The organism is Nocardia amikacinitolerans NBRC 108937, assembly GCF_001612615.1.
Lineage (GTDB): Bacteria > Actinomycetota > Actinomycetes > Mycobacteriales > Mycobacteriaceae > Nocardia > Nocardia amikacinitolerans.
On sequence record NZ_BDAU01000021.1, the window covers coordinates 11,758 to 37,253 of the forward strand.

General features: G+C 68.5%; 22 protein-coding genes. 8 read left to right on the forward strand and 14 right to left on the reverse strand.

What is annotated here, in order from left to right; genetic code table 11:
* The first annotated feature begins 308 nt into the window (after positions 1 to 308).
* The 3 genes from gltB to NAM01S_RS17230 all read left to right on the forward strand — a co-directional run bounded on the left by gltB (position 309) and on the right by NAM01S_RS17230 (position 7,663).
* Entirely contained in the window at positions 309 to 4,955 is a 4,647-nt protein-coding gene (gltB, locus tag NAM01S_RS17220; RefSeq protein ID WP_067786450.1) for a glutamate synthase large subunit, read from the forward strand.
* Positions 4,948 to 6,417, forward strand: coding sequence for a glutamate synthase subunit beta (locus NAM01S_RS17225; RefSeq protein ID WP_067786452.1), 1,470 nt, complete (start codon positions 4,948 to 4,950; stop codon positions 6,415 to 6,417). The genes gltB and NAM01S_RS17225 overlap by 8 nt, the downstream gene beginning before the upstream one ends.
* 346 nt (positions 6,418 to 6,763) lie before the next feature.
* Positions 6,764 to 7,663, forward strand: a complete 900-nt coding sequence (locus NAM01S_RS17230; protein ID WP_084483033.1) for a cutinase family protein — start codon at positions 6,764 to 6,766, stop codon at positions 7,661 to 7,663.
* Positions 7,664 to 7,729: 66 nt separating this feature from the next.
* Here the strand turns inward: NAM01S_RS17230 and NAM01S_RS17235 are convergent, their stop codons facing one another.
* The 3 genes from NAM01S_RS17235 to NAM01S_RS17245 form a co-directional block, all read right to left on the reverse strand.
* On the reverse strand, positions 7,730 to 8,068 hold the full coding sequence (locus NAM01S_RS17235; protein WP_157107773.1) for a hypothetical protein: 339 nt from the start codon (positions 8,066 to 8,068) through the stop codon (positions 7,730 to 7,732).
* A 432-nt stretch (positions 8,069 to 8,500) separates the two neighbouring features.
* Positions 8,501 to 8,827, reverse strand: coding sequence for a hypothetical protein (locus NAM01S_RS17240; protein ID WP_067786456.1), 327 nt, complete (start codon positions 8,825 to 8,827; stop codon positions 8,501 to 8,503).
* Positions 8,828 to 8,952: 125 nt separating this feature from the next.
* Positions 8,953 to 9,564, reverse strand: a complete 612-nt coding sequence (locus NAM01S_RS17245; RefSeq protein ID WP_067786458.1) for a histidine phosphatase family protein — start codon at positions 9,562 to 9,564, stop codon at positions 8,953 to 8,955.
* A 124-nt stretch (positions 9,565 to 9,688) separates the two neighbouring features.
* On the opposite strand from NAM01S_RS17245, the gene NAM01S_RS17250 reads away from it, so the two are divergent.
* Positions 9,689 to 10,267 (forward strand): Uma2 family endonuclease, encoded by a 579-nt coding sequence (locus NAM01S_RS17250; protein ID WP_067786460.1) that lies wholly within the window; start codon positions 9,689 to 9,691, stop codon positions 10,265 to 10,267.
* A 104-nt stretch (positions 10,268 to 10,371) separates the two neighbouring features.
* Here NAM01S_RS17250 and NAM01S_RS17255 read toward each other — a convergent pair whose 3' ends face one another.
* Entirely contained in the window at positions 10,372 to 10,668 is a 297-nt protein-coding gene (locus NAM01S_RS17255) for a hypothetical protein (RefSeq protein ID WP_157107774.1), read from the reverse strand.
* A gap of 138 nt (positions 10,669 to 10,806) precedes the next feature.
* Positions 10,807 to 14,130 (reverse strand): bifunctional lysylphosphatidylglycerol synthetase/lysine--tRNA ligase LysX, encoded by a 3,324-nt coding sequence (lysX, locus tag NAM01S_RS17260; RefSeq protein ID WP_084483018.1) that lies wholly within the window; start codon positions 14,128 to 14,130, stop codon positions 10,807 to 10,809.
* A 116-nt stretch (positions 14,131 to 14,246) separates the two neighbouring features.
* On the opposite strand from lysX, the gene NAM01S_RS17265 reads away from it, so the two are divergent.
* On the forward strand, positions 14,247 to 14,468 hold the full coding sequence (locus NAM01S_RS17265) for an RNA-binding S4 domain-containing protein (protein ID WP_067786682.1): 222 nt from the start codon (positions 14,247 to 14,249) through the stop codon (positions 14,466 to 14,468).
* Between the two features lie 8 nt (positions 14,469 to 14,476).
* On the opposite strand, the gene rraA is transcribed toward NAM01S_RS17265, so the two are convergent.
* From rraA to NAM01S_RS17305, 8 genes are all read right to left on the reverse strand, one after another.
* Entirely contained in the window at positions 14,477 to 14,962 is a 486-nt protein-coding gene (gene rraA / locus NAM01S_RS17270) for a ribonuclease E activity regulator RraA (RefSeq protein WP_067786464.1), read from the reverse strand.
* Between the two features lie 164 nt (positions 14,963 to 15,126).
* Positions 15,127 to 15,492, reverse strand: coding sequence for a DUF5313 family protein (locus NAM01S_RS17275; RefSeq protein ID WP_067786466.1), 366 nt, complete (start codon positions 15,490 to 15,492; stop codon positions 15,127 to 15,129).
* Between the two features lie 83 nt (positions 15,493 to 15,575).
* Positions 15,576 to 16,031 carry an SRPBCC family protein gene (locus NAM01S_RS17280; RefSeq protein ID WP_067786468.1) on the reverse strand — a complete coding sequence of 152 codons (456 nt, stop codon included), beginning with the start codon at positions 16,029 to 16,031 and terminating at the stop codon, positions 15,576 to 15,578.
* 38 nt (positions 16,032 to 16,069) lie between these two features.
* Positions 16,070 to 16,999 (reverse strand): CopD family protein, encoded by a 930-nt coding sequence (locus tag NAM01S_RS17285; protein ID WP_067786470.1) that lies wholly within the window; start codon positions 16,997 to 16,999, stop codon positions 16,070 to 16,072.
* Between the two features lie 7 nt (positions 17,000 to 17,006).
* Entirely contained in the window at positions 17,007 to 17,576 is a 570-nt protein-coding gene (locus tag NAM01S_RS17290) for a copper resistance CopC family protein (RefSeq protein ID WP_084483019.1), read from the reverse strand.
* Positions 17,573 to 18,223, reverse strand: coding sequence for a YcnI family copper-binding membrane protein (locus NAM01S_RS17295; RefSeq protein ID WP_067786472.1), 651 nt, complete (start codon positions 18,221 to 18,223; stop codon positions 17,573 to 17,575). The genes NAM01S_RS17290 and NAM01S_RS17295 overlap by 4 nt, the downstream gene beginning before the upstream one ends.
* Positions 18,224 to 18,261: 38 nt before the next feature.
* On the reverse strand, positions 18,262 to 18,831 hold the full coding sequence (locus NAM01S_RS17300) for a hypothetical protein (RefSeq protein ID WP_067786474.1): 570 nt from the start codon (positions 18,829 to 18,831) through the stop codon (positions 18,262 to 18,264).
* A 14-nt stretch (positions 18,832 to 18,845) separates the two neighbouring features.
* Positions 18,846 to 19,478 carry a DUF6474 family protein gene (locus NAM01S_RS17305; RefSeq protein ID WP_067786476.1) on the reverse strand — a complete coding sequence of 211 codons (633 nt, stop codon included), beginning with the start codon at positions 19,476 to 19,478 and terminating at the stop codon, positions 18,846 to 18,848.
* Between the two features lie 339 nt (positions 19,479 to 19,817).
* On the opposite strand from NAM01S_RS17305, the gene NAM01S_RS17310 reads away from it, so the two are divergent.
* From NAM01S_RS17310 to NAM01S_RS17320, 3 genes are all read left to right on the forward strand, one after another.
* A complete protein-coding gene (locus tag NAM01S_RS17310; protein ID WP_157107780.1) occupies positions 19,818 to 21,485 on the forward strand; it encodes a TM0106 family RecB-like putative nuclease in 1,668 nt (555 codons plus the stop codon).
* Positions 21,486 to 21,570: 85 nt separating this feature from the next.
* Positions 21,571 to 23,529 carry a molecular chaperone HtpG gene (gene htpG / locus NAM01S_RS17315; RefSeq protein ID WP_067786478.1) on the forward strand — a complete coding sequence of 653 codons (1,959 nt, stop codon included), beginning with the start codon at positions 21,571 to 21,573 and terminating at the stop codon, positions 23,527 to 23,529.
* A gap of 504 nt (positions 23,530 to 24,033) precedes the next feature.
* Positions 24,034 to 24,753, forward strand: coding sequence for a TMEM165/GDT1 family protein (locus NAM01S_RS17320; RefSeq protein ID WP_067786480.1), 720 nt, complete (start codon positions 24,034 to 24,036; stop codon positions 24,751 to 24,753).
* A 40-nt stretch (positions 24,754 to 24,793) separates the two neighbouring features.
* Here NAM01S_RS17320 and NAM01S_RS17325 read toward each other — a convergent pair whose 3' ends face one another.
* Positions 24,794 to 25,465 (reverse strand): TetR/AcrR family transcriptional regulator, encoded by a 672-nt coding sequence (locus NAM01S_RS17325; RefSeq protein WP_067786482.1) that lies wholly within the window; start codon positions 25,463 to 25,465, stop codon positions 24,794 to 24,796.
* Between the last annotated feature and the right edge of the window lie 31 nt (positions 25,466 to 25,496).

The following is a 25,496-nucleotide window of genomic DNA, read 5'->3' on the forward strand; positions in this document are numbered from 1 at the left end:
CCGGACCTGACTTATCGTTTGCTCTTACGCCGAACACGAAATGTTCGGCACCATCGCCCGCTCGGGCTCACCAAGTAGGTGCCCAGAGTAGCGGGCGAGCACCCGCACGGAGGTAAGGAACACGTAAGCGTTCCGTTACCGACTAGCACCCACTACGTATCCATCGCGGGTGGACAACTGGAGACGTGACTGCACGCCGGAAGACCATCAGCGCGGCTGGATTCCGGAACGTACGGGCGCAGTCTTGACGGAGGCGTTCGACGAAAGGCCGTTTTTTCTTCGAAGGCCACTTTCTTGAAGGCAGAGGCATGACGCAACTTCCTGGCCACAGGTCACCTGGACCCATCGGTCTCTACGACCCGGCGAACGAACACGACGCCTGCGGCGTCGCGTTCGTCGTCGACATGCACGGCCGCCGCAGCCGCGACATCGTCGACAAGGCTATTACGGCACTCTTGAATCTGGAGCACCGTGGTGCCGCCGGTGCCGAGCCGAACTCCGGCGACGGCGCGGGCGTCCTCATCCAGATCCCGGACCGTTTCTTCCGCGCGATCGTGGACTTCGAGCTGCCTGCCGAAGGTGCCTACGCGTCCGGCATCGCCTTCCTCCCGCAGGCCCGCCGCGAAGCCGCGCGCGCCGCCTACGGCGTGGAGAAGATCGTCAAGGAAGAGGGCCTCGAGGTTCTCGGCTGGCGCGAGGTGCCGATCGACGACTCGTCGCTCGGCGCGCTGTCGCGCGACGCCATGCCGACCTTCCGCCAGATCTTCATCGCCTCGCCGAAGGGCGCCGCCGAGCAGCTGTCCGGCATGGACCTGGAGCGTCGCGCCTACGTCATCCGCAAGCGCGTCGAGCACGAGCTCGGCTCGCAGGGCGCAGGCGAGGGCGCCGTCGGCAAGGAGTCGGTGTACTTCCCGAGCCTGTCCGGCCAGACCTTCGTCTACAAGGGCATGTTCACCACGCCCCAGCTGCGCGCCTTCTACCTGGACCTGCAGGACGACCGTGTCGAGTCCGCGCTTGGCATCGTGCACTCCCGCTTCTCCACCAACACCTTCCCCTCGTGGCCGCTCGCGCACCCGTTCCGCCGGGTTGCGCACAACGGTGAGATCAACACCGTCACCGGCAACGAGAACTGGATGCGGGCCCGCGAGGCGCTGCTGAACAGCGACGTCTTCGGTACCGACTCCGCTGGCAAGAACCGCCTGGAGAAGATCTTCCCCGTCTGTACCCCCGGCGCGAGCGACACGGCCCGCTTCGACGAGGTGCTGGAACTGCTGCACCTGGGCGGCCGCAGCCTGCCGCACGCGGTGCTGATGATGATTCCCGAGGCCTGGGAACGCAACGAGAACATGGACCCGCAGCGGCGGGCGTTCTACGAGTACCACTCGATGCTGATGGAGCCGTGGGACGGCCCCGCGTCGGTGTGCTTCTCCGACGGCACCGTCATCGGTGCCGTGCTCGACCGCAACGGCCTGCGGCCGAGCCGTATCTGGGTCACCGAGGACGGCCTCGTCGTGATGGCCTCCGAGGTCGGCGTGCTCGACATCGACCAGTCCAAGGTCGTCAAGAAGGCCCGACTACAGCCGGGCCGCATGTTCCTGGTCGACACCTCCAAGGGCCGCATCGTCACCGACGACGAGATCAAGTCCGAGCTCGCCGCCGAGCACCCCTACCAGCAGTGGCTGGACGAGGGCGTGACCCGGCTCGCCGATCTGCCGGACCGCCCGCACGTGCACATGTCGCACGACCGCGTGCTGATCCGCCAGCAGATCTTCGGATACACCACCGAAGAGCTGAACCTGCTGATCTCGCCGATGGCCAAGACCGGCCTCGAGGCGCTCGGCTCGATGGGCACCGACACCCCGATCGCGGTGCTGTCCTCGCGCCCGCGCCTGCTGTTCGACTACTTCTCGCAGCTGTTCGCGCAGGTGACCAACCCGCCGCTGGACGCGATCCGCGAAGAGGTCGTCACCAGCCTCAAGCGCAACATCGGTCCCGAGGCCGATCTGATGCACCCCGGCCCCGAGTCGTGCAAGCAGATCGCCATCGAGCAGCCGATCCTGGACAACGACGAGCTGGCCAAGCTCGTGCACATCAACGACGACGGCTCGCGTCCCGAGCTGCGCTCGGTGGTCGTGCGCGGCCTGTACCCGGTGAAGAAGGGTGGCAAGGGCCTGCGCAAGGCGCTCGAGGCCATCAACACCCAGGTCTCGGCGGCCATCGACGGCGGAGCGCGGATCATCGTGCTCTCCGACCGCGAGTCCAACGAGAAGCTGGCGCCGATCCCGTCGCTGCTGCTGACCTCCTCGGTGCACCACCACCTGGTGCGCGAGCGCACCCGCACCAAGGTCGGCCTGATCGTGGAGGCCGGTGACGCCCGCGAGGTGCACCACATGGCCATGCTGGTCGGCTTCGGCGCGGCCGCGATCAACCCGTACATGGCCTTCGAGACCATCGAGGACATGCTGGAGCGCGGCGCGCTCGACCTCGGCACCGGCAGCCTGGAGACGGACTTCCGCAAGGCGGTCGCCAACTTCAACAAGGCGGCGGGCAAAGGCGTGCTGAAGGTGATGTCCAAGATGGGCATCTCCACGCTGGCCTCCTACAACGGCGCGCAGCTCTTCCAGGTGATCGGTCTGTCGCAGGACCTGGTGGACGAGTACTTCACCGGCCTGCGCTCACACCTGGGCGGCATCGGCCTCGACGAGATCGCCGACGAGGTCGCGGCCCGGCACCGGGTCGCGTTCCTGGAGAACCGCAACGAGCGCGCGCACCGCGAGCTCGAGGTGGGCGGCGAGTACCAGTGGCGTCGCGAGGGCGAATACCACCTGTTCAACCCGGACACCGTGTTCAAGCTGCAGCACGCGACCCGCTCGGGCCAGTACTCGATCTTCAAGGAGTACACCAAGCTGGTCGACGACCAGTCCGAGCGCTTGGCCTCGCTGCGCGGCCTGTTCAAGTTCAAGTCCGGTGAGCGCGCGCCGATCTCGATCGACGAGGTCGAGCCCGCCTCGGAGATCGTGAAGCGGTTCTCCACCGGCGCGATGAGCTACGGCTCCATCTCGGCCGAGGCGCACGAGACCCTCGCGATCGCGATGAACCGGCTCGGCGGCCGCTCGAACTCCGGTGAGGGCGGCGAGCACCCGGCTCGCTTCGAGGTCGAGGAGAACGGCGACTGGCGTCGTTCGGCGATCAAGCAGGTGGCCTCCGGCCGCTTCGGCGTGACCGCGCACTACCTGACCAACTGCACCGACATCCAGATCAAGATGGCCCAGGGCGCCAAGCCGGGCGAGGGCGGCCAGCTGCCCGCGCACAAGGTGTACCCGTGGGTCGCCGAGGTGCGGCACTCGACGCCGGGCGTCGGCCTGATCTCGCCGCCGCCGCACCACGACATCTACTCGATCGAGGACCTGGCGCAGCTGATCCACGATCTGAAGAACGCGAACCCGCAGGCGCGGATTCACGTGAAACTGGTCGCGGAGCCCGGCGTCGGCACCGTCGCCGCTGGTGTGTCGAAGGCGCACGCGGACGTCGTGCTGATCTCCGGCCACGACGGCGGCACCGGCGCGTCCCCGCTGACCTCGCTCAAGCACGCGGGCGGTCCCTGGGAGCTCGGCCTCGCCGAGACCCAGCAGACGCTGCTGCTGAACGGTCTGCGCGACCGCATCGTGGTGCAGGTCGACGGTCAGATGAAGACCGGCCGCGACGTCGTGATCGCCGCGCTGCTCGGCGCGGAGGAGTACGGCTTCGCGACCGCGCCGCTGGTGGTCTCGGGCTGCATCATGATGCGCGTCTGCCACCTCGACACCTGCCCCGTCGGCGTCGCGACGCAGAACCCCGTGCTGCGCGAACGCTTCACCGGCAAGCCGGAATTCGTCGAGAACTTCTTCATGTTCATCGCCGAAGAGGTCCGTGAACTGCTGGCCTCGCTCGGCTTCCGCACGCTGGACGAGGCCATCGGCCGGGTCGACATGCTCGACACCTCCAAGGCCAAGCAGCACTGGAAGGCCAGCAAGCTGGACCTGTCGCCGATCCTGGACGACGTCGAGACGGCGTTCATGTCCCAGGACCGCCGCTGCACCAAGTCGCAGGACCACGGCCTGGACAAGGCGCTGGACCAGCAGCTGATCACGCAGAGCCGGGACGCGCTGGAGCGCGGCAAGCCGGTGAAGTTCGAGACCAAGATCACGAACGTGAACCGCACGGTCGGAACCATGCTCGGCCACGAGGTGACCAAGCTGTACGGCGGCACCGGCCTGCCCGACGACACCATCGACATCACGTTCACCGGTTCCGCGGGCAACAGCTTCGGCGCCTTCGTTCCCGCCGGCATCACGCTGCGCGTGCAGGGTGACGCGAACGACTATGTCGGCAAGGGTCTTTCGGGCGGTCACATCGTCGTGCGCCCGTCGCAGAACGCGCCCGCCGATTTCGTCGCGGACCAGAACATCATCGCGGGCAACGTGATCCTGTTCGGCGCGACCAGCGGCAAGGCGTTCATCAGCGGCGTGGTCGGCGAGCGGTTCGCCGTGCGCAACTCGGGCGCCACCGCGGTGGTCGAGGGTGTTGGCGACCACGGCTGCGAGTACATGACCGGCGGCCGGGTGGTCATCCTCGGCGAGACCGGGCGCAACTTCGGCGCCGGTATGTCCGGCGGTGTGGCGTTCGTCTACGACCCGGAAGGCACGTTCGCCGCGCGGGTCAACCCCGAACAGAGCGACGCGATCGAGCAGCTGTCCGGTGACGACTTCACCTGGCTGCACGACATCGTCGCCGAGCACCGTGACCAGACGGGTTCGGCTGTCGCCGATCGCATCCTGAGCGATTGGTCGCAGCAGGTGAACCACTTCGTCAAGGTCATGCCGCGCGAATACAAGAAGGTTTTGCTCGCCATCTCCGAAGCTGAGAAGAGCGGCAAGGACGTGGACGAGGCGATCATGGAGGCCGCACGTGGCTGACCCACAAGGATTTCTGAAGCACACCTCGCGGGAACTGCCCAAGCGGCGTCCGGTTCCGCTGCGCCTGATGGACTGGAAAGAGGTCTACGAGGAGAACTTCTCCAAGGACACCTTGAAGACCCAGGCCAGCCGGTGCATGGACTGCGGTATCCCGTTCTGTCACAACGGCTGTCCGCTCGGGAACCTGATTCCCGAGTGGAACGACCTGGTGTACAAGGGCCAGTGGCGGGAGGGCATCGATCGCCTGCACGCGACCAACAACTTCCCGGAGTTCACCGGTCGCCTGTGCCCGGCGCCGTGTGAGGCGTCCTGTGTCCTCGGCATCAACCAGGACCCGGTGACGATCAAGCAGGTCGAGGTCGAGCTCATCGAGAACGCCTTCGACGAGGGCTGGGTGACCCCGGTCTACCCGACCCGCATCACCGGCAAGAAGGTCGCCGTCGTCGGTTCCGGCCCGGCCGGTCTGGCCGCGGCCCAGCAGCTGACCCGCGCCGGTCACACCGTGACCGTGTTCGAGCGCGCCGACCGCATCGGCGGCCTGCTGCGCTACGGCATCCCGGAATTCAAGATGGAGAAGCGCTTCATCGACCGCCGTCTCGCGCAGATGGAGGCCGAGGGCACCATCTTCAAGACCGGCGTGAACGTGGGCGTGGACATCACCGCCGAGCAGCTGCGCGAGCAGTTCGACGCGGTCGTGCTGGCCGGTGGCGCCACCCTGGCCCGCGACCTGCCGATCCCGGGTCGTGAGCTGCAGGGCATCCACCAGGCGATGGAGTTCCTGCCATGGGCCAACCGGGTGCAGCTTGGCGACGACGTCACCGACGCCGACGGCCTGCCGCCGATCCACGCCAAGGGCAAGAAGGTCGTCATCATCGGTGGCGGCGACACCGGCGCGGACTGCCTCGGCACCTCGCACCGCCAGGGCGCGGAGTCCGTGCACCAGTTCGAGATCATGCCGCGTCCGCCGGAGGAGCGCGCCGCGTCCACCCCGTGGCCGACCTACCCGCTGATGTACCGGGTCTCCTCGGCGCACGAGGAGGGCGGCGAGCGGGTGTTCTCCGTGAACACCGAGCGTTTCGTCGGCAAGGACGGCAAGGTGACCGGTCTCGAGGCGCACGAGGTCAAGATGGTCAACGGCCGTTTCGAGAAGGTCGACGGCACCGACTTCACCCTTGAGGCGGATCTGGTGCTGCTGGCCATGGGCTTCGTCGGACCCGAGAAGCCGGGCCTGCTCACCGATCTCGGTGTCGGCTACGACCAGCGCGGCAACGTCCAGCGCGACAAGAACTGGGCCACCAACATCCCCGGCGTCTTCGTCGCCGGTGACATGGGCCGTGGTCAGTCGCTGATCGTGTGGGCCATCGCCGAGGGTCGCGCCGCGGCCGCCGCGGTCGACCAGTTCCTCGAGGGCGAGACCGCGCTGCCCGCGCCGGTGACGCCGACGATGGTCGCCCAGCGCTGATCGAAACCGGCTCTGGTCGAAACCAGCGCTGATCGGCCAGGCGTCGATCGAACAACGCAAACGCGGGGCGCCCGTGGACAACTCGTCCACGGGCGCCTTCGCACGTTTGCTCGCTGAAATCGGACATCGGCGTGGCCCGAATGGCATCTGCGGCGCGCGGGCCCTATTGTGATCTTCGGCGTGCGGCGGGCCGCGGGATCCGGGGGTCGTCGCGCACGTCGTAAACGGCGGGTAGCTCGAGTTAACCCTCCGTGCACTGGAACGACATTCGTGGAGTCCAGCATGTGAGCGGCAACTCGACGGGGACGCCCCACACAACCGGGGCCAGGGTGTGAACTGGAGCAGTATGCAGTTGAAGAAGCTTGTCGCGGCCCTCGGCGCGTCCGCGACGATTGCGTCCGGCTTGGTGATGGGCAGCAGTGGGACCGCCGCGGCGGACAACTGCCCCAGCCTCCACGTGGTGGCCATTCCCGGCACGTGGGAGACCGGCCACGACAAGACGCCGCAGCCAGGCATGCTGTCCGGCGTCACCCGCAACCTGCCGCGCTCGGTCGACGTCGACTACGTGACCTACGCCGCGACCGCCTTCCCTTGGGAGGGCGAGGTTTACGGCAACTCGAAGAAAGAAGCGGTCAGCGCCGCGCGCGGGTTGATCGGTGACATGGCCAGGCGTTGCGGTGCGACGGAGTTCGCGCTCGTCGGATACAGCCAGGGCGCCGACGCCGCCGGTGATCTCGCGGCCGAGATCGGCACCGGCCTCGGCGTGGTCCCGGCCCATCGCGTCGCGGGCGTCGGCCTGATCTCCGATCCGCGCCGCTCGCCGACCGACATCCAGGTCGGCCCCGTCGCGCAGGGCGCGGGCGCCGGTGGACCCCGGGTCGGCGGCTTCGGCTGGCTGAGCGATCGCACGCGCACCATCTGCGCCGTCGACGACCTGTACTGCGCGACCGCGACCGACGACTTCGTCACCCGGTTCGCGGGCTTCCTCGCCCAGAGCTCGGATGCCAACCCCGCCAACATCTGGCGGTACCAGCTCGAGGCGGGCGCGATCATCAACGATCTGATGGCGCACGGCGGCGTGCCCGTCTTGCAGTCGCAGCTCACCGAGACGGCGAACCAGCAGCGGGCCAAGGATTTGGAGCGCTTCTACCGTTCGCAGGCGCACACCGTGTACGGCAGCTACTCGGTCGGCGGCGGGCAGACCGCCATCTCCTGGATGCACAACTGGATCGCGGGCATGGCCTGATCGGTCCGTAAGCCACGACGAAGGCCACCGTTCCGCTGCGGGATGGTGGCCTTCGTCGTCGCCGGATCAACCACGGTCGCCGGACGTGGTCGGTGGCATCACTTCCTGGTAGGTGTGAGGACCCGTACCTGGTGAGGTGGAGTAGACGGAGTAGCCCGACCCGTGCGAATCCATGCCGTTGTGGCCCGGCCGACCTGGGAACCCGTGATTTCCCGAATTGTGCGGATAGCTGACGTCCGTGCGCTCCAGCGCTGGACTCTCCGTCGCCTGCTGAACCCGTGCGGCGTCGGCCTCGGGCGCTTGCGCACCGGCTGTCGCCGCCACCGCGGCCAGCGGAATGGTCATCATCGCGCCCGCAACGGCCGCCCGGAGGGCCCCTCGGCGCATGTTCGATGTGAAAAACATCGGAACTCCTTCTCTCAGAGCGCGAGTCGAGGTGACTCACGAACTCCCATCGAAGGCCTCGGTGCTATGACCCGAATAGGACGAGTCTGGTATTCGGCTGTGAGCCGAGGGGCGTTTCTTTGAATCTCCGGCCGTCGTTAACGGTGGAGCGCTCTCGCGCGATTCTGCGGGTGGTATTGGTGGGCAACGATTTTCACTCGATCCGTTGTTCTGGTTAACGGCGGCGGGCGACGCTGCGATTCGGCGGCCGTCGGCGGATAACAAAATCCCACTCGATCCGTCGCGGAAGTTGACGGCGGCGGGCCACGCCGCGATTCCGCCGCTGTCGGCGGCGCGGCAACCACCCGATTCGTAAACGGTGGCCTGATTCCCGGGGGCCGCGGCGAAGGCCCCCTTCCCCGCGCGGGAGGGGGCCTTCGCCGTTCGCCCGCGCTAGCTGCTGCCGAACGAGCCGGTCGGCGGAAGCGCCTCGCGGAACAAGACGCGCGGGCCGTGGCCGGGGAAGTCGTGCTCGGGACCGCGGAACTCGACCCGCGGTCCGCCGGGGCCGGGCCTGGCGGGGAACCCGTCGCCCGGATGCGGACGGCTGACATCGGCGCCCTCGAGCGCGATGCCCTCGGACACCTGCTGCACCTGGGCGGCCTCGGCGGGCGCTTCCGCGCTCGCGGTGGCGGCCACGGCGGCGAGCGGAATCGTCACCAGGGCGCCCGCCACGGCGACCCGGATCGCTCCTCGGCGCATGTTCGTCTTGGAAAGCACTCGGAATTCCCTTCTCTCGGAGCGTGAGTCGCGGTGACTCACGACTCCCATCGAAGGCGGCGGCGCTGTGACCGCGGTGCGACGAGTCTGGTAGTCGGCTGTGAACGGCGGGTTGTCCCTGTGAATCAGCGATCGATGTTGCGCGGCAACAGGTCCCACACGTGCCCGTTCTCGTTCACCGTGGCGGCGGTGCGGCGGCCGGTGCGGGAGAACAGGATTCGGGTGATCGAGCAGTAGTCGATCGGGAAGGTCAGCGGCCGAGGCAGGCCGAGCACTTCTTGGAGCAGCACGTTGATCACGCCGCCGTGCGCGAAGGCGAGCACGGTGTCGGCCGGGTCGGTGTTCGCGGCGATCTCCGTCGCGACCTCGCGCACCCGGTGTACGAACGCGGGGCCGTCGATCTGCTCGGGCAGATACCCGGCCTTGATCCGGTCGTAGGTGTCGCGGAACTCCAGCTTGGCGTCCTCGATCGGGATGTACGCGGGCAGGTCGCGGTCGTACTCGGCAAGGTCGTCCACGATCTCGACCGGCAGCCCCAGCTTGGCCGCCGTCGGCGCCGCGGTCTCCCGCGCCCGCCGCTGCGGACTGCTCAGCACCCGCGCGATCCGATGGTGGCTCAGCGCCCCCGGCACCCGCTCCGCCTGCTCCCGCCCCACCTCCGACAACTCCGGATCCGCGGGTCCGGCCGCATTCGACACCCGAACCGGCTGAGCATGACGAACGAGAATCAACTGCACCCACCCACTCTGCCCCACGAGTTCAGCCACCTCGCGCCGGGGTCTTCTCCCTGGCCGCCGCACGGTCTACTTGCATCGAGTCCATTGATTACACCGAGACGAAACCGGTGACATACTCGTAGCCATGACCGTCGAACCCTTCCCGCAGTGGCTGCGCCCGCCGCCCGGCGGGTTCGTCGCCGAGGACTTGGATCGCTTGCCCGACCTGCCACCGCACACCGAGTTGATCGACGGAAGTCTCGTCTTCGTGAGCCCGCAGGCGAAGTTTCACGTGCTGATGACGACGCTGCTGGATGCCGAGCTGAGGCGGTTCGTGCCGGAACATCTCCGAGTGCGGCGGGAGATGACGGTGACACTTGGGCGACATCAGCGTCCTGAACCCGACGTCGTCGTGGTTCTCGCTGATCGTGACGGTGGTCCCGACCTCACCGCATACCAGGCCGAGGACGTCGTCATGGCGGTCGAGGTCGTCTCCGCCGAGTCACGTTTCCGTGACCGCGAGCGCAAACCCCAGCTCTACGCCGGTGCCGGCATCACGCACTTCTGGCGCGTAGAGAACACGGACGGCCGTCCGGTGGTCTACGTATACGAACTCGATCCTGCGACGCGCGCATACGCGCTCACCGGGATTCATCACGAGCGTTTGAATCTCAGCGTGCCCTTCAAGATGGACATCGACCTGACCAAGATCGATCGGATCTGATTGCGGCTCCAGCAAGGGCCTCGGTGGCCTTGGCGGTCGCCTCCCGGCGTACTCGAAAGCCCGGGTCGGCTACGCGGCCCGGGCTTTTCGAGTGGCGGAGCCGGTCAGGGCTGGCCGTACGGGGGCTGGCCGTAGGGCGGCTGGCCCGGCTGGCCGTACGGGGGCTGGCCGGTCGGGGGCTGCTGGTCGTTCTTCTTGCGCTTCTTGAGCAGGAGGTAGATGCCCACCGCGATGGCGATGACGACGAGCAGGCAGCAGATGCCGCCGAAGAGCAGGCCCTTGTTGCTCTTCTTTTTCTTGGCCGAGTATTCCATCGCCGTTGTCCAGGTGTCCGGGCTCGCCCACACGGACGGATCCAGCAGGCTGGCATTGGTCAACAGGTCAACGTACATATGTCCCATCCCGATCATCGAAGGTGTCCGGCCTCCTCCTCCCGAGGCCGAATCTCAAAGGTTATCTTCCCGATTCGTTCGCCGTTAACCCTTCGCCACTGCGATCCCTCATCGTGAGACATTCGCGCCGACGGGATTTCGGCATCCTCAGCGCGGCTTGACCAACGGGAACGGCAGCGTCTCGCGGATGCTGCGACCGGTGATCAGCATGACGATCCGGTCGACGCCCATACCGAGTCCGCCGGTGGGCGGCATGGCGTGTTCGAGCGCCTGCAGGAAGTCCTCGTCCAGTTCCATCGCCTCCGGATCGCCGTTGGCTGCGAGCATGGACTGCTCGGTGAGCCTGCGCCGCTGTTCGATCGGATCGGTGAGTTCGCTGTAGGCCGTGCCGAGTTCGACGCCCCACGCCACCAGATCCCAGCGCTCGGTGACGCCGGGGATGCTGCGGTGCGCGCGGGTCAGCGGCGACACGGAAGTGGGGAAGTCGATGTAGAACGTCGGCTCCCGGGTCTGCGATTCCACCAGGTGCTCATACATTTCCAGCACGACCTGCCCCGCGTCCCAGCCGTGCTGGTACGGGATGGCGGCCGCGTCGCACAGCTCGCGCAGGTCCTCCACCGAGGTCTCCGGCGTGATGGTGGACCCGATGGCCTCCGACACCGCGCCGTGCACCGTCTTCACCGGCCAGTCGCCGGAGATGTCGACCGCCTCGAACGAGCCGTCGTCCGTTGGCCGCATCGCGACCATGGCGCCGTTGGCGGCCAGCGCGGCGTTCTGGATCAGGTGGCGGCAGGTGTGCATCATGCGCTCGTAGTCGCTGTGCGCCTCGTACGCCTCCAGGATGGTGAACTCGGGATTGTGGCTGAAGTCGACGCCCTCGTTGCGGAAGGTGCGGCCGAGCTCGAACACCTTCTCCATCCCGCCGACGCACAGCCGCTTCAGGTAGAGCTCGGGGGCGATCCGCAGGTAGAGGTCCAGGTCGTAGGCGTTGATGTGGGTGACGAACGGCGTCGCGTTGGCGCCGCCGTGCACCTGCTGCAGAATCGGCGTCTCGACTTCGAGATACCCCCACGAGTTCAGCGAGTCGCGTAGCGAGCGCACCACCGCGCTGCGCTTGGCCAGCACGTCGCGGGACTCCTGACTGATGGCCATGTCGACGTAGCGCTGGCGCACCTTGGCCTCGGGATCGGCCAGGCCCTTCCACTTGTCCGGCAGCGGGTGCAGGCATTTGCCGTTCATCCGCCAGTCGGCCGCGAGCAGCGAGAGTTCGCCGCGGCGGCTACGCCCGATCTGCCCGCTGACCTCGATCAGATCGCCGAGATCGAAGTACTCGCCGAACTCCGCGCTGCGCTCGGTGCCGACCCGGTCGCGGTCGATCACCAGCTGGATGTCGTCGGTCCAGTCGCGCAGGACCGCGAAGATCACCCCGCCGTAGTCGCGGATGCGCAGCAGCCTGCCGCACACCCGGACCGTTGTGCCGCGCGGCGAGCGCCGGGCCGCCGCAACGGTGTGCGTCGGGGGATAGGCGACGGGGTACGGGTCGATGCCCGCCGCGTTCAACCGGTCCAGTTTGTCCATCCGCACCCGCACCTGCTCGGGGCGGCGCGGGAGCTGTTCGGCGACATCGGTTTCCGGCGCTTCCGGCGCGCTTCCGTCGGCGTGCAGTCCGGTGACCGTGTCCGGCACCGCGCTGTGCAGACCGGTGTGCACGGCGGTCTCGGGGTCCTTGCCGATGCGCGGTAAGAATCCTTCGGCCAGGCCGCTCGCCATCGCGACTCTCGGCAACTGCCTGCGCTCCTCGAAGAGGAAGAACCGCGGCACCCAGTGCGGCTGATACTTCACATTGGACCGGTACAGCGCCTCCAGCTGCCACCATCTCGAGAAGAACAGCAGCACTCCGCGCCAGAGCCGAAGCACCGGGCCCGCGCCGATCCGTCCGCCCTCCTCGAACACCGAGCGGAACACCGCGAAGTTCAGCGACACCTTGGTGATGCCGTGCTGCTCCGAGGTCAGCGCCAGCTGCGAAATCATCAGCTCCATCACGCCGTTCGGGCTCTGCGGGTCGCGGCGCATCAGCTCCAGCGACGCGCCGGTGCGGCCCCACGGCACCAGCGACAGCATGCCGAGCACCCGGTCCTGCTGGTTCACCGCCTCGACGAGCAGGCAGTCGCCGTCCAGCGGATCGCCGAGCCGCCCGAGCGCCATGGAGAAGCCGCGCTCGGTCTCGGTGTCGCGCCAGGCGTCGGCGCGGGCGACGATCTGCGCGAACTCCTCGGCGGGGATGTCCGAATGGCGGCGGATGCGCACCGAGATGCCGTGTTTGCGCAGCCGATTCGCGGCCTGGCGGACCTGTTTGAGCTCCGGGCCCGCCAGCGAGAAGCTCCTGGTGTCGAGAACGGCTTCGTCGCCGAGACGCAGCGCGGAGAGCCCGGCCCTGCGGTAGGCGGTCGCTCCGAGTTCGCTGGCGCCCATGACGGCGGGCGCCCAGCCGAATTGGTCGGCCAGCCGCAGCCAGGCGTCGATCGCCTGCGGCCAGGCCTCTCTGAGGCCGATCGGGTCACCGCTGGCCAGGCAGACGCCCAGCTCCACCCGGTAGGTGACGGCGGCCTTTCCGCTCGGCGCGAAGACCACCGCTTTGTCGCGGCGGGTTGCGAAGTAGCCGAGCGAATCCTCCACGTCGGAGCGGTCGAGCAGACCGCGGATCGCGGACTCGTCCAGCCCGGTCATCGCGTTCTCGGCGCGCTGCGAACGCAGCAGGGTGATCACCGCCGCCAGCAACGCGAGCGCGCCGAACAGGCCGAGCAGGAAGTTGACGAACGGACGCGGATGACCGTCGAAGTGTTCGTTGTCCACCAGGATCGCCGCGGTCACCCGGTACACCGCCCAGCCGGGCCGCTGCCAGCCGGCGGGCAACGTGCCGGGGAACAGCTCGACCAGCGCCCAGCCGAGCAGACAGCCCACGGCCAGCCCGCCGAGCAGTACGCCGAGCGCCTTCCAGCCCGCGCCGCGGCGCACCCTGGTGTAGAACTCCCGCCACGAGGCGATCAGCACGCCGATCACGCCGAGCTGCACGATCATCGCGACGAGCGCGTCGATATTGCCTTCGGCGGCGAAGTCCAGTGCGTTGGTCACCGCGAAGAGCGCGAGATAGCCGACGAGCAACCACCAGGCGATTCGCTTGCGGCTGGCGATCGCGCCCGCAAGCAGGCCGACGATCAGCGCCCACATGAGGTTGGTGTCTGGCGCGTCGAAGTAGTAGTCGTCGATGTAGCGGCGCGGCACGTGGGTCAGGAAGCGCAGGGTGGGCGAGAGGCTCCACAGGAAGCACAGCACCGCGAAGACGCCCAGCACGGTGCCCGCGATGTGCGGGACCTGAGCGAACCGACCGTGCCCGCGGTGCGGGACCGGTGGTGTCGCTCTGTCCGCCGGTGGTTCTATCTCGGTGCGCGCACCGGCCTGCGTGGAAGTCACCGATCCAGTCTGTACGTTGGTGCGCCCGATGGCAGCGCCTTCGGCGCCGCGTGTTCGCGGCCCCGTTGCGGGAGGCGGTTTGGCGATCCGGGGTTTCTGGCGCGAGGATGTACGCCATGTCGGATCCAGTCGATGTGCCGATTGATGACGACGTCATTCGGCTCGGCCAGTTCCTCAAACTGGCGAACCTGATCGATTCCGGTGCGGAGGCCAAGACGGTGATCGCCGCGGGCCTGGTCCGGGTGAACGACGAGGTCGAACTACGCCGCGGACGTCAGTTGCACGTCGGCGACGTGGTCGCCCTCGCCGGTCACAAGGCGCGGGTCGCTCCGGACTAGCGAGCCGGTCAGGATTCGGCGCGCACCACGATGCCGTCGTGGTCGCTGTAGAGCATTTCGCCGGGCACGAAGGTGACGCCGCCGAACTCGACGGTCACGTCGCGCTCACCGCTGCCGGTCTGGGTGCTCTTGCGGGGGTTGGTGCCCAGCGCCTTGATGCCGATGTCGAGGGTGCGCAGGATCGCCGAGTCGCGCACCGCGCCGTTGACGATCACGCCCGCCCAGCCGTTGTCCACGCCGCGACCCGCGATGATGTCGCCGACCAGGGCGGTGTGCACGCTCGCGCCGCCGTCGACCACGAGCACCGCGCCGTTGCCCGGCTCGCTCAACGTCTGCTTGACCAGCAGGTTGTCCTGGAAGCAGCGGATGGTGGTGATGCGTCCGGAGAACACCTCGCGGCCGCCGAACTGGATGAACTGCGTGTCGCAGCTACGGATCTCGGGGCCGATCTCGTCGGCCAGATCGGCGGTGGCAATGTTCACTGATTCGGTCACGGGTGTCAGCTTAGGGGTGGCGGGCCGAGCGGTGGCCGCGGCCGGTTGCCCGATGTGAGCTCGGTCGCTACTCGCCGGAACTCCGCGGTGCGCAACAGCACGCGACGGGTTGTTTTCGGCGCCGACGCCGCTTGTTCGGTGCGGCGTCGGCTGCTGTCGGGCCGCTAGTGATGGCGGTACCGCAGTTCGTACCGCTCCCGATCGCGGTCGCTGATCCTGTTGTGGTCGAGCAGGTCCGGGCTCAAGCCGTGTTGGACGAGGCGGAAGCGACGCCACACGTAGCTCAGTGCCACCGTGAAAATGACCAGCGGGACGATCATCATCACGATCATGCCGATCTTGAGCGGCATCGGCCCTGGGAACAACAGCACCAGCGCGAAGAACGGGATGATCGGCACCAGGAACCGGACGAGGTACCGCTCCATTGCCCCATGCCCGGTGAGATCGTGGACGACCCACTCGTGCATCTCCTCCGGGAGCTCGCGGCCCAAATCGTAGGTGATCCGTTGCCCGAATGTGGGTTTCTTCATGCATACAGGCTATGCCTGTGCTATAAGTCACCGCCAGCTTCGCATGTCGACCAATACGCCCCCGGCCAGGCGTTTTCCGGATTTCAGGCGCGGCTGGCGTGGAATTCGGCGATGTGCTTCACGAGATTGTCGGTGGTGTGCTTGACCGCGATCTTCACGAACGGCTCGATGGTCTTGCCGAGCGCTTTGCCCGCGAGCCCGCCGGGCACGCGGTAATCGATGATCGCGTCGACGGTGCACAGCGCGTCGCCCTTGGCGTGGAACAGGAAGGTCGACACGATCTCGAAGCCCTTGATCGACTTGATGCCGATCGCGTAGTTCTCTTCCCACCGGATCACCTCGACGCGCGAGTGCAGCGAGGCGGGACCGAGCTTCATGTGCCCGTCGAACACGGCGCCGACGCCCTCGGTCTGCTCGCCGACCGGAGTGAAGGACTGGATGCCGTGCAGAAAGCTGGGCAGGTTCCGGTAATCGTTGACGTACTGGAACGCTGATTCGGCCGACGCGGCACAGTCTTCCACGATCTTCACTTCGGTCATGCGGGCAACTGTAACGGGTTTCCGCCAGCGGCAGCCGATCACGCCGTGACGGCAAGGGTCGCCGCCAAACCGAAGGCCACGGCCATGACGGTCACCTCGAGCACCGCCCGGCGCAGCGAACCCGCCGCGTCCATCCGGTGGTCGGCGGCCAACCGGACCCAGCCGCGCCGCCACCACCAGCCGAGCACGAGCAGACCGGCGAGCACCGCGGTCTTCGCCAGAAGGATGCGGCCGTATCCGGTGCTCAGCAGCGGTTCGAGGCCGCCGAGGCGGACGACGCCGTTCACCACGCCGGTCGCCGCGACCACTCCGATCAGCGGCAGCGCCAGCGCCGAATACCTGGGCAGCGTGGCCGCCCACTCGCCGCGCGTGCGGACCACCATCGCCAGCGCCACAAGCACGCCGAACCAGGCCGCCGCCGCCAGCGCGTGCACGGCGGCGAGGACCGAGCCGAACGGTTGCTGCGACATGTGCCCGGTGATCGGCCGCAGCGCAAGCGCCACCGCGGCGAAGACCAGCACCAGATCGGTGGAAGCCGTACCGGAACCGCGGAAGGCGAGCGCCGAATACCCGGCCACCGCGGCGGTCGCGATCAGGATGGCGATGCCGACCTGACCGCCGCTGATCTCGGTGAGGAAGGTGCCGAACCGGTCGGCGGACAGCCGCCGCACCGGAACTCCGACCACCTCGGCCGCTTCGAAGACGAGCACCGCGAACTCGGTCACGCACCACGCCCCGGCCAGCGCGGCGAGCATGCGCCACGGCGGCGCGAGCCGTTCGTGCAACCGGGGCAGCGCGGCGAGCCCGAGCACGGTCGCGCCGAGACCGTCCGCGAGTACCCGCACGGCGCCCTCGGCGGGCGCCGTTCCCGAGGTGAGCAGCCAGGCCAACCCGACGCCGAGCAGCCCGGCCGGGACGATCAGCAGCAGTGCCCCCGCGTCCCGGCCGCCGGTCGCCCCGCCGCTCACCGTCTTCTCACCGTCGCTGCCCGCCGCGGAAGCCGATCAGCGCGACGGCGAGACCGCCGCCGAACAGCACGACCGCGCCGAGCACGAAGATCCACACCGGGATGCCGTCGGAGCCGTCGTCCTCGGTGGTCCTGCCCTTGGCGTCCGCGCGCGGGCCCGGCGTGCCCTTGCCGGGCTGGCTGAGCGTGAACGTCCGCTTGCCGGTGACCGGATGACCGTCGGCGGAGGTCACCCGGTAGGCGATGATGTACTCGCCGACCGGGCCGAGGTCGCCCACCTCGACGCTCACCGTCTTGCCGTCGACGAGCGGGTCGCCCTTCGACCACAGGTTTCCGTCCGGTCCGGTGAGCGTCAGCGACGGGAAGTTCGGTTGCAACTCCTCGTTGAAGGTGACGCTGATCCGGCCGGGGCTCGTCTCCACCGTCGAACCGTCTTCCGGCACGCTGCCGACGGCCGCGGAATGCGCGGCCGCGACGCCCGCGGTGGCCAGCCCGAAGCCGAACAGCAGCAGCACGGCGGCGAGCGCGGCGCCGAGACGGCGAATCGTCTTGCCGGACGGTCGAATCGCGGTACTCATGAGCGCCTCCTGAGCAGGCTGCCGAGGCCGAGCGAGACACCGAGCAGGCCGAGGGCCAAGCCGATGCCTGCCAGCCAGCGGGCGGTGTCGTCGGTGTCGTCGTCCTGCTCCGCGGCGCCGTTGTCCACGCGGTGGCCGTCGGAGTGATCGTCGCCGCCCGCCGCGAGGGTCAGGGTGGGCGCGGGGTGCTCCGGCTCGGCGCCGTCGGGGCCGACGGGCTGGTTCCAGTCGACGACCTTGCCGTCGCTGTAGGTCTGCTTGGCCGGGAAGCTCACCGTGTCCGCGCTGGGCAGCGGGCCGAGCGAGACGACGAAACGCTGGAATTGGCCGGGGCCGACGCCGGGCGCGCCGGGGTCCGCGGTCCAGGTCACCGCGACGGCCTCGGATTTGTCGTTGCGTTCCACCCTGGCCGTCCAGCCCGGCATGGGTTCTGTTCGGGCGCTGCGCACGTTGGGCAGCGTCACGGTGAGCGCGGTGGTGGACGCGGTGTCCGATTCGGTCGGCACCCGGAAGGTGACGACGGAGTACTTGCCCTGCTGCGCGCCTGGCGCGTCGACGGTCACGTGCGCGGCGGCGACACCGCAGGAGAGCAGCACGAAACCGGCGGTCGCGACGGCGCCGCAGGCGCGCGAAAGTGAACTTCGCATGGGAGAGGCTTTCTGTCCGAAGGGGATTGGGGTGCGGATCAGGCGGGCGCCGGTGGCGCGCGCGGCCCGATGGGCCCATGCGAAGCGAAGCGATAGATCGTATTCGGCGGATCGGACCAGCGTTCGGCGGACGCGACGGCGACTTGCCCTGGTGCGCCGAGCGTGGCGCGGACCGCGCGAGAGACGACCGCGTAGAGACGTTCGGCGGCCAGGATCACGACCGCGCAGCCGAGCGTCGCGAGCACGTGCGCGCCGAGCATCCAGCCGGTCGGCAGGAAACCGGCCGGCGGGGCGTCACCGCGCGCGATGTGCGAATCGCGCTGTCCGTGCGCGTGTCCCAGCCCAGCAAGCACCGCGTGCCCGGCGAGTTGCCCGGCCGCGAGCGCGCCGAGCAGCCGCGCGATGCCACGCCCAGCATCACGTCCAGTGAGGTGTGGCAATCCGGTCGCCGCGCAGCCTGCCGCGACCGAAACTGTCAGCAGCAGGGCGAATTCCGGTGAATCCGGGTAGCCCCCGCCCGCGACGCCGTGCGCGGCGACGCTGAGCAAGCCGACCAGCGCGCCGACCGCGCCGCCGCGCGGCAGGCCGGTGCTCGGGCCGGGATGCATGACGGGGACGGCGTTCAGTTCACACCGAGGCGGGCGAGCACGTCGGCCTCGATGCCGGACAGCTCGTGCGAGATCGAGGTGTGCACCGCGCGCCTGCGGGAGGCGGGCATCTGCTCGGCGGTGCGGACTGCGGCGCCGAGGCTGTCGAGCCGGGCGCGGGTCGCGGTGACGAACTTCTGCGTCTCGCCGCCCTTGTCGTCGATCTTGCCGAGCGCCGCCTCGGTGTTGGCGATGCGGGCCTGCAGCTTCGCGCCGTGCCCGGTGTAGTCGCCGAGCTGGTCGACGCCGATGCCGAGCTGCTGGGCGCGCCGGGTGTCGAGCTGGCCGCGGACGAACGTCGCGCCGCGGTAGGCCAGCGGCGCGAGCACCGGGACGAGCACCCTTGCCACGCCGAGGTACTTGCGCACCTGACCGGGGCTGAAGACGTCACGCTCGGCCTTCGCGGCCATCTTCAGCGCGGCCTTCTCCTCGGCCTGGAGCGTGGCGATCTGCGCCTTGGCGACCTTGGCCTGGGTGCGGGCTTCGGCGCGCTTGGCCTTGCGATCGTTCTTGGCGAAGAGCTTGGCCTCCATCGCGGCCTTGTGCTTGAGGGCTTTGGCCTCGGCCCGGCGACTCGGACGCCGCTTGCGCTTCGTGAACAACCCCATCGGAAGGCCCTCCGTCAATGCTGTGTGCCAGGGCAGCGCACTCGGCGCGAGGCCGTCTGCCGTCTACCACGCGGTTTGCGCCCACCTTATCGGGTCGACGGCGGCGGCAGCGAGGGCACACCGTGTCCTGTCGGGGGTCTGGACCATACTGCATACGTGTATTCGGGCAGCGGTGACCGCGAGGGTCGCAAGGAGGACGGCTCGGCCGCGGACCGGTCGGGCGAGGTCATCCCTGCGCCGATCGAGACCGCTGCGAGCGAGACCGCGGCGGCCGGAGGCGCGCTCGACGACGCCGCCACCGAGAACGGGTCGCCCCGGAACGCGCTCGAGACCGCTGCGATCCAATCGACGCCCGTCGCGTTCATCGACGCGCGCGCGTTGATCGGGTGCAGGCACCGCCTGCACCTGGACGCCGCCCACCCGCAGCTGCTCACCGGCGTCGTGGAGGATCCCGGCGTGCGCCAGCGCCGCGAGGCCGCGACAGCGCACCGCAACCGGGTGCGCGACGCGCTCGTCGCCGCCGACCCGGACAACTGGGTGATCATCGACCCCTCGGCCCGCGCGTCGGATCGCGCCGCGGCCACCATGAGCGCGTGCGCCGCTGGGGCGCAACACATCTGGGGCGGGCTGCTGCCGCAGGAACCGGACACCGGAAGACGCGGCGGTTCGGAGATCCTGCTTCGCGACCGCGACCGCGGCGGCTACATCCCGATCATCGTGGTCAACCACAAAGTCACCGACCCGCGCAAACCGGAGCCGGCCGACTTCCACCCGACCACCTCGGACCTGTATCGCTGGGATCCGCGCCCCGATCCGTCCCGCAAGCTGCGCCAGCAGCCGCGCGATCAGCAGCGCCTCGCCCACCTCTACCGGATGTTGCAGCGCCACGGGCTGGCCAGCCCCGCGCTGGTCGGCGGCGTCATCGGCTACCACTTCGACCGCATCCTGGTGCACGACCTCGGCCCGCTGCTCGACGACTACGACCGCCGCTACGCCGACCGCATCGCGGTGGTGCGCGGCGAACTGCCCACGGTGCCGTCCAAGGTGCCCGAGTGCAGGCAATGCCCTTGGTGGACAAGGGGAGTCGATGGCCCGAGCTGCGAGGGCTGGCTCGCCGAGCACCGCGACGTCAGCCTGGTCGCGCCCGGCTCGCGAGCCGACGTCCTGCGCGGGCACGGCGTGGAGACGATCGATGACCTGGCCGCCTGGACCGGCGACGACCCGGAGGACTGGCAGCACGGCCCGTTCGACGAGGCCGTCGTCACCGCGCGCGCCTGGCTGGCCGGCGCGCCGCTGGTCCGCCGCTTCGACCGGGTGCACGTGCGCCGCGCCGACGTCGAGGTGGACGTCGACCTGGAGAGTTTCCAAGAGCACGGCGCGTATCTGTGGGGCACGCTGCTGGACGGGCGCTACCGGCCGTTCGTCACCTGGGACCCGCTGCCCACCGAGGACGAGGGCCGCTCCTTCGGCGAGTTCTGGACCTGGCTGATGACGGTCCGTGCCGAGGCCGCGACGGCCGGGAAAACCTTTGCCGCGTACTGCTATTCGCGCACCGCGGAGGACAAGTGGCTGTACGAGTCGGCGCGCAGGTTCGCGGGCAGGCCCGGTGTCCCGACGGTGGAGCAGGTGCGCGCGTTCGTCGACGGGCCGGAGTGGGTTGACATGTTCCAGGCCGTGACCGACCAGTTCATTTGCCCGAACGGCAAGGGGCTCAAGAAGATCGCGCCGGTGGCGGGCTTCGCCTGGCGCGATCCGGAGGCGGGCGGCGAGGCGTCGATGAGCTGGTACCGCCAGGCGGTCGGCTACGACGGTGCGCCGGACCTGACCCAGCGCACCCGGTTGCTCGAGTACAACGAGGACGACGTGCGCGCCACCCAGGTGCTGCGCGAATGGATGATGCCGCGGGTGCCGAATCCGCACTGCGCCGAGCTGGAGGTGCCCGCGCTCGCCGACTTCGGGCGCGCGCCGGAGTCGTCCGCCACGCCCTCCCTCGGTCGCGGCGCCTGATCGGCCGGGCCGAGGTCCCGCCGCGGGGTTGCGATCGACGCACCTCCTCCGGCCGCGACCACGCCCGCGGCGGTAACATCGCGACGTGACTCAGCACGTCGAACAACTCGAGTTCCAGGCAGAAACCCATCAGCTGCTCGAGCTGATGATCCATTCCGTCTACTCCAACAAGGACACGTTCCTTCGGGAGCTGATCTCGAACGCGTCCGACGCGCTGGACAAGCTGCGGCTGGCGTCTTTTCAGGACAAGGACCTGCACGTCGACACGTCCGACCTGCACATCGAGCTGGAGGTCGACAAGGACAACCGGGTCCTCACCGTCCGGGACAACGGCATCGGCATGTCCCGCGCCGAGGTCGTCGACTTGATCGGCACCCTGGCCAAGTCGGGCACCGCGGAGCTGCGCAGGCAGCTGAAGGACGCGAAGACCGACGCCGCGGCCGAGGAGCTGATCGGCCAGTTCGGCATCGGCTTCTACTCGACCTTCATGGTGGCCGACAAGGTCACCCTGACCACCCGTAAGGCGGGCGAGACCGAGGGCACCCGCTGGGAGGCCGGCGCGGGCAGCTCGACCTACACCATCGAGGCCGTCGACGACGCGCCTCAGGGCACGTCGGTCGCGCTGCAGCTGAAGCCCGCCGACGAGGAGGACCACCTCTTCGACTACACCCTGGAGTGGAAGCTCAGGGAGATCGTCAAGAAGTACTCCGACTTCATCGCTTGGCCGATCCGCATGCAGGTCGAGCGGACCGTCACCGAGGGCGAGGGCGAGGACAAGCAGGAGAAGACGATCCTCGAGGAGCAGACCCTCAACTCGCAGAAGGCGCTGTGGACGCGCCCGAAGAGCGAGGTCTCCGAAGAGGAGTACAAGGAGTTCTACAAGCACGTCAGCCACGCGTGGGACGACCCGCTGGAGATCGTTCCGCTCAAGGCGGAGGGCACGTTCGAATACCAGGCGCTGCTGTTCATTCCGTCGCACGCGCCGTTCGACCTGTTCACCCGCGAGCACAAGCGCGGCGTGCAGCTCTACGTCAAACGGGTGTTCATCATGGACAACTGCGAAGAGCTGATGCCGGAGTACCTGCGCTTCGTCAAGGGCGTGGTGGACGCGCAGGATCTCTCGCTCAACGTCTCCCGCGAGATCCTGCAGCAGGACCGGCAGATCCAGATGATCCGCAAGCGCCTGGTGAAGAAGGTGCTCTCGACGGTCAAGGACATGCAGGGCGCCGAGGACCAGGAGAAGTACCAGACCTTCTGGAAGGAGTTCGGCCGCGTCCTCAAGGAGGGCCTGCTGTCGGACTTCGACAACCGCGAGACCATCTTGCAGGTCTCCTCGTTCTCCTCGACGAACTCCGAGACCGAGCTGACCACGCTCGCGCAGTACGTCGAGCGGATGAAGGACGGCCAGGACGCGATCTACTACATGACGGGCGAGTCCCGTCAGCAGGTGGAGAGCTCCCCGCACATGGAGGCCTTCAAGGCCAAGGGCCTCGAGGTGCTGATCCTGACCGATCCGGTCGACGAGATGTGGGTCGGCTCGGTGCCGGAGTTCGACGGCAAGCGGTTCCAGTCCATCGCCAAGGGCGAGGTGGACCTGGAGACCGAGGAAGAGAAGAAGGAGTCCGAGGCGCTGCGCGAGCAGCAGGACAAGGACTTCGCCGAGCTGCTGACCTGGCTGGGCAAGACCCTGGAGGAGAGCGTCAAGGAGGTGCGCCTGACCAACCGGCTCACCACCTCGCCCGCCTGCCTGGTCGGTGATGTCTTCGACTTCACGCCGATGCTGGAGCGGATGTACCGTGCCTCGGGCCAGATCCTTCCGGAGACCAAGCGCATCCTCGAGCTCAACCCGACCCACCCGCTGGTCACCGGCCTGCGCGACGCGTACGACACGCGCAAGCAGGACGCCGACGAGGGCAAGGTCCCCGAGCTCACCGAGACGGCCGAACTGCTCTACGGCACCGCGGTGCTCGCCGAGGGCGGTGAACTCAAGGACCCGGCGCGCTTCGCGCACATCCTGACGGACCGCCTCACCCGCACCCTGTAAACCCTGAACCCGAAGGCCCCCTCCCCGGAGGGGGCCTTCGTCGTCTCCACCGCCTCCACAGTTGCTCCCACACAACGCGTATACGCCTCACATAGGCGGTGGCTATGTGAGGCGTGTGGAAAGTGTGTGGCGACCACCCGGATGCCGTGTTGCGCTCGCGCGAGAGCCCCTGGTTCGCTGATGAGGGTTTGCTGACAGGTGCTTGCGGGTTACCAAAACCTGCGGGCAGGAGCGCCAAACTTATTGCGCGCATAGCGATTTGGCTTACAGCGGGTTGGCGCCGCGGAGATTGCTGGGGTATGGTCGGCAGTAGCGAAGGGGAGTAGCCCCCAATCATGCAGTCGACATACTGACCCGCCGCCTCCCCGAGGCTCGGGTCCGGTTGTGTGAACCGGGTTTTCATCCGGTGGGCGAGACCTTCGGCCTGAACAACCATTCGTTGTCGGCCGGAGGCGTACCCAGATCTCCGGCAGGCAGGCCGGAGACCCGGGAGTACGTCACACGATGATCGCCACCATCCTGCTGAGTATCGGCATCGTCTTTCTCGCCGAACTCGGAGACAAGTCCCAGCTCATGGCGTTGACGTTCGCGCTGCGCTATCGCTGGTGGGTGGTGCTCGGCGGCATCGCGACCGCCACCGCGGGCGTGCACCTGATCTCGGTCGCGGTCGGCTACTTCCTCGGTGCGGCGCTGCCCACCCGCGCCATCTCCCTGGTCGCCGCCCTCACTTTCCTCGCGGTCGGCCTGTGGACGTTGCGCGAACACCTCGGCGGCTCCGACGAAGACGACGAGCCGCGACCGCCACGCTCCACCGCGGCGCCGTTCCTCGTCGTCCTCTCGGCCTTCCTGCTCGCCGAACTCGGCGACCGGACCATGTTCGCCACGGCCGCCCTCGCCACCGACAACAGCTGGTTCGGCGTGTGGCTCGGATCCACCGTCGGCATGGTCGCCGCCGACGCGCTCGCCATCGCGGTGGGCATCGCGGTGGGCAAGCATCTGCCGGAGCGGCTCATCGGCATCTGCTCGGGGCTGCTGTTCCTCTACTTCGGTAGCACCACGTTGCTCGGCGCTGCGGTCCCGTCGCTGGGCATGTGGGCGAGCGCGGGGATCGCGGCGGTCGTTCCCGTCGTGCTCGGCGCGGTGATCCTGATGCGGCGGGTTCGGGCGGCGTCGGTGGTCGAGGTCGAAGAAGTTGCCGCGGAGAGCGCTCGGCCCGGTCGGTGAGCTCTCCCGGTGGCTTCGCCGGGTCGGCCGGGAACCCGGCTCAGGCGCGGATCTCGTCGGCGACCATCGCCGACCCGTAGAGATCCCCGCTGCGCCGGACCATGTCGAGCAGCGGCGCGCACAGACCGCGCAGACCGTCCAGGTCGTCGGCCGCGATGCGGGCGGTGACCATCGCGCTGACCGCCGCCGCGAAGGTCTGGCAGGCGAAGCGCTGTTGTTCGGTGTGCGCGCGTAGCACCTCGGCGATCAGGGCGACGAAGGATTCCTGGAGCTGGGCGCGACGGGCCAGGGCGTCGTTGCCCACCGCGTAGACCTCGACGAGGTAGAGCCTGGCGTAGGCGGGGTCTTCGATCAGGCCCTCGAAGTACGCCTCGAGCAGACGCTCCATGCGATCGAGATCCGGTCCGCCCGTGACGTTCTCGTCCCCGGGGGCGGATGCCTCCGCGATGCGGGCGACCAACCGCTCCACGGCGCGCTCGTAGGCGGCCGCGAAACAGTCTTCCTTGGAACGGAATTGCTCGTAGAAGGTCTCACGAGAGACGCCCGCCACCTTCAGCACGGCCGCCACGGAGGTACCGACGTAGCCGGTGACCGCCATGGTCTCGGCCATCGCGTCCAGTATCCGGTCCCGCTGGGACGCGATCACCTGCTCCCGAGGTAAACCGTGCCTGCCCCTTGGGAGTTGGCGGGCGGTGCCTGCGGTGTCGGTCATGCGGTGGCTCCGGGTGTTCGGTGGGGCAGGT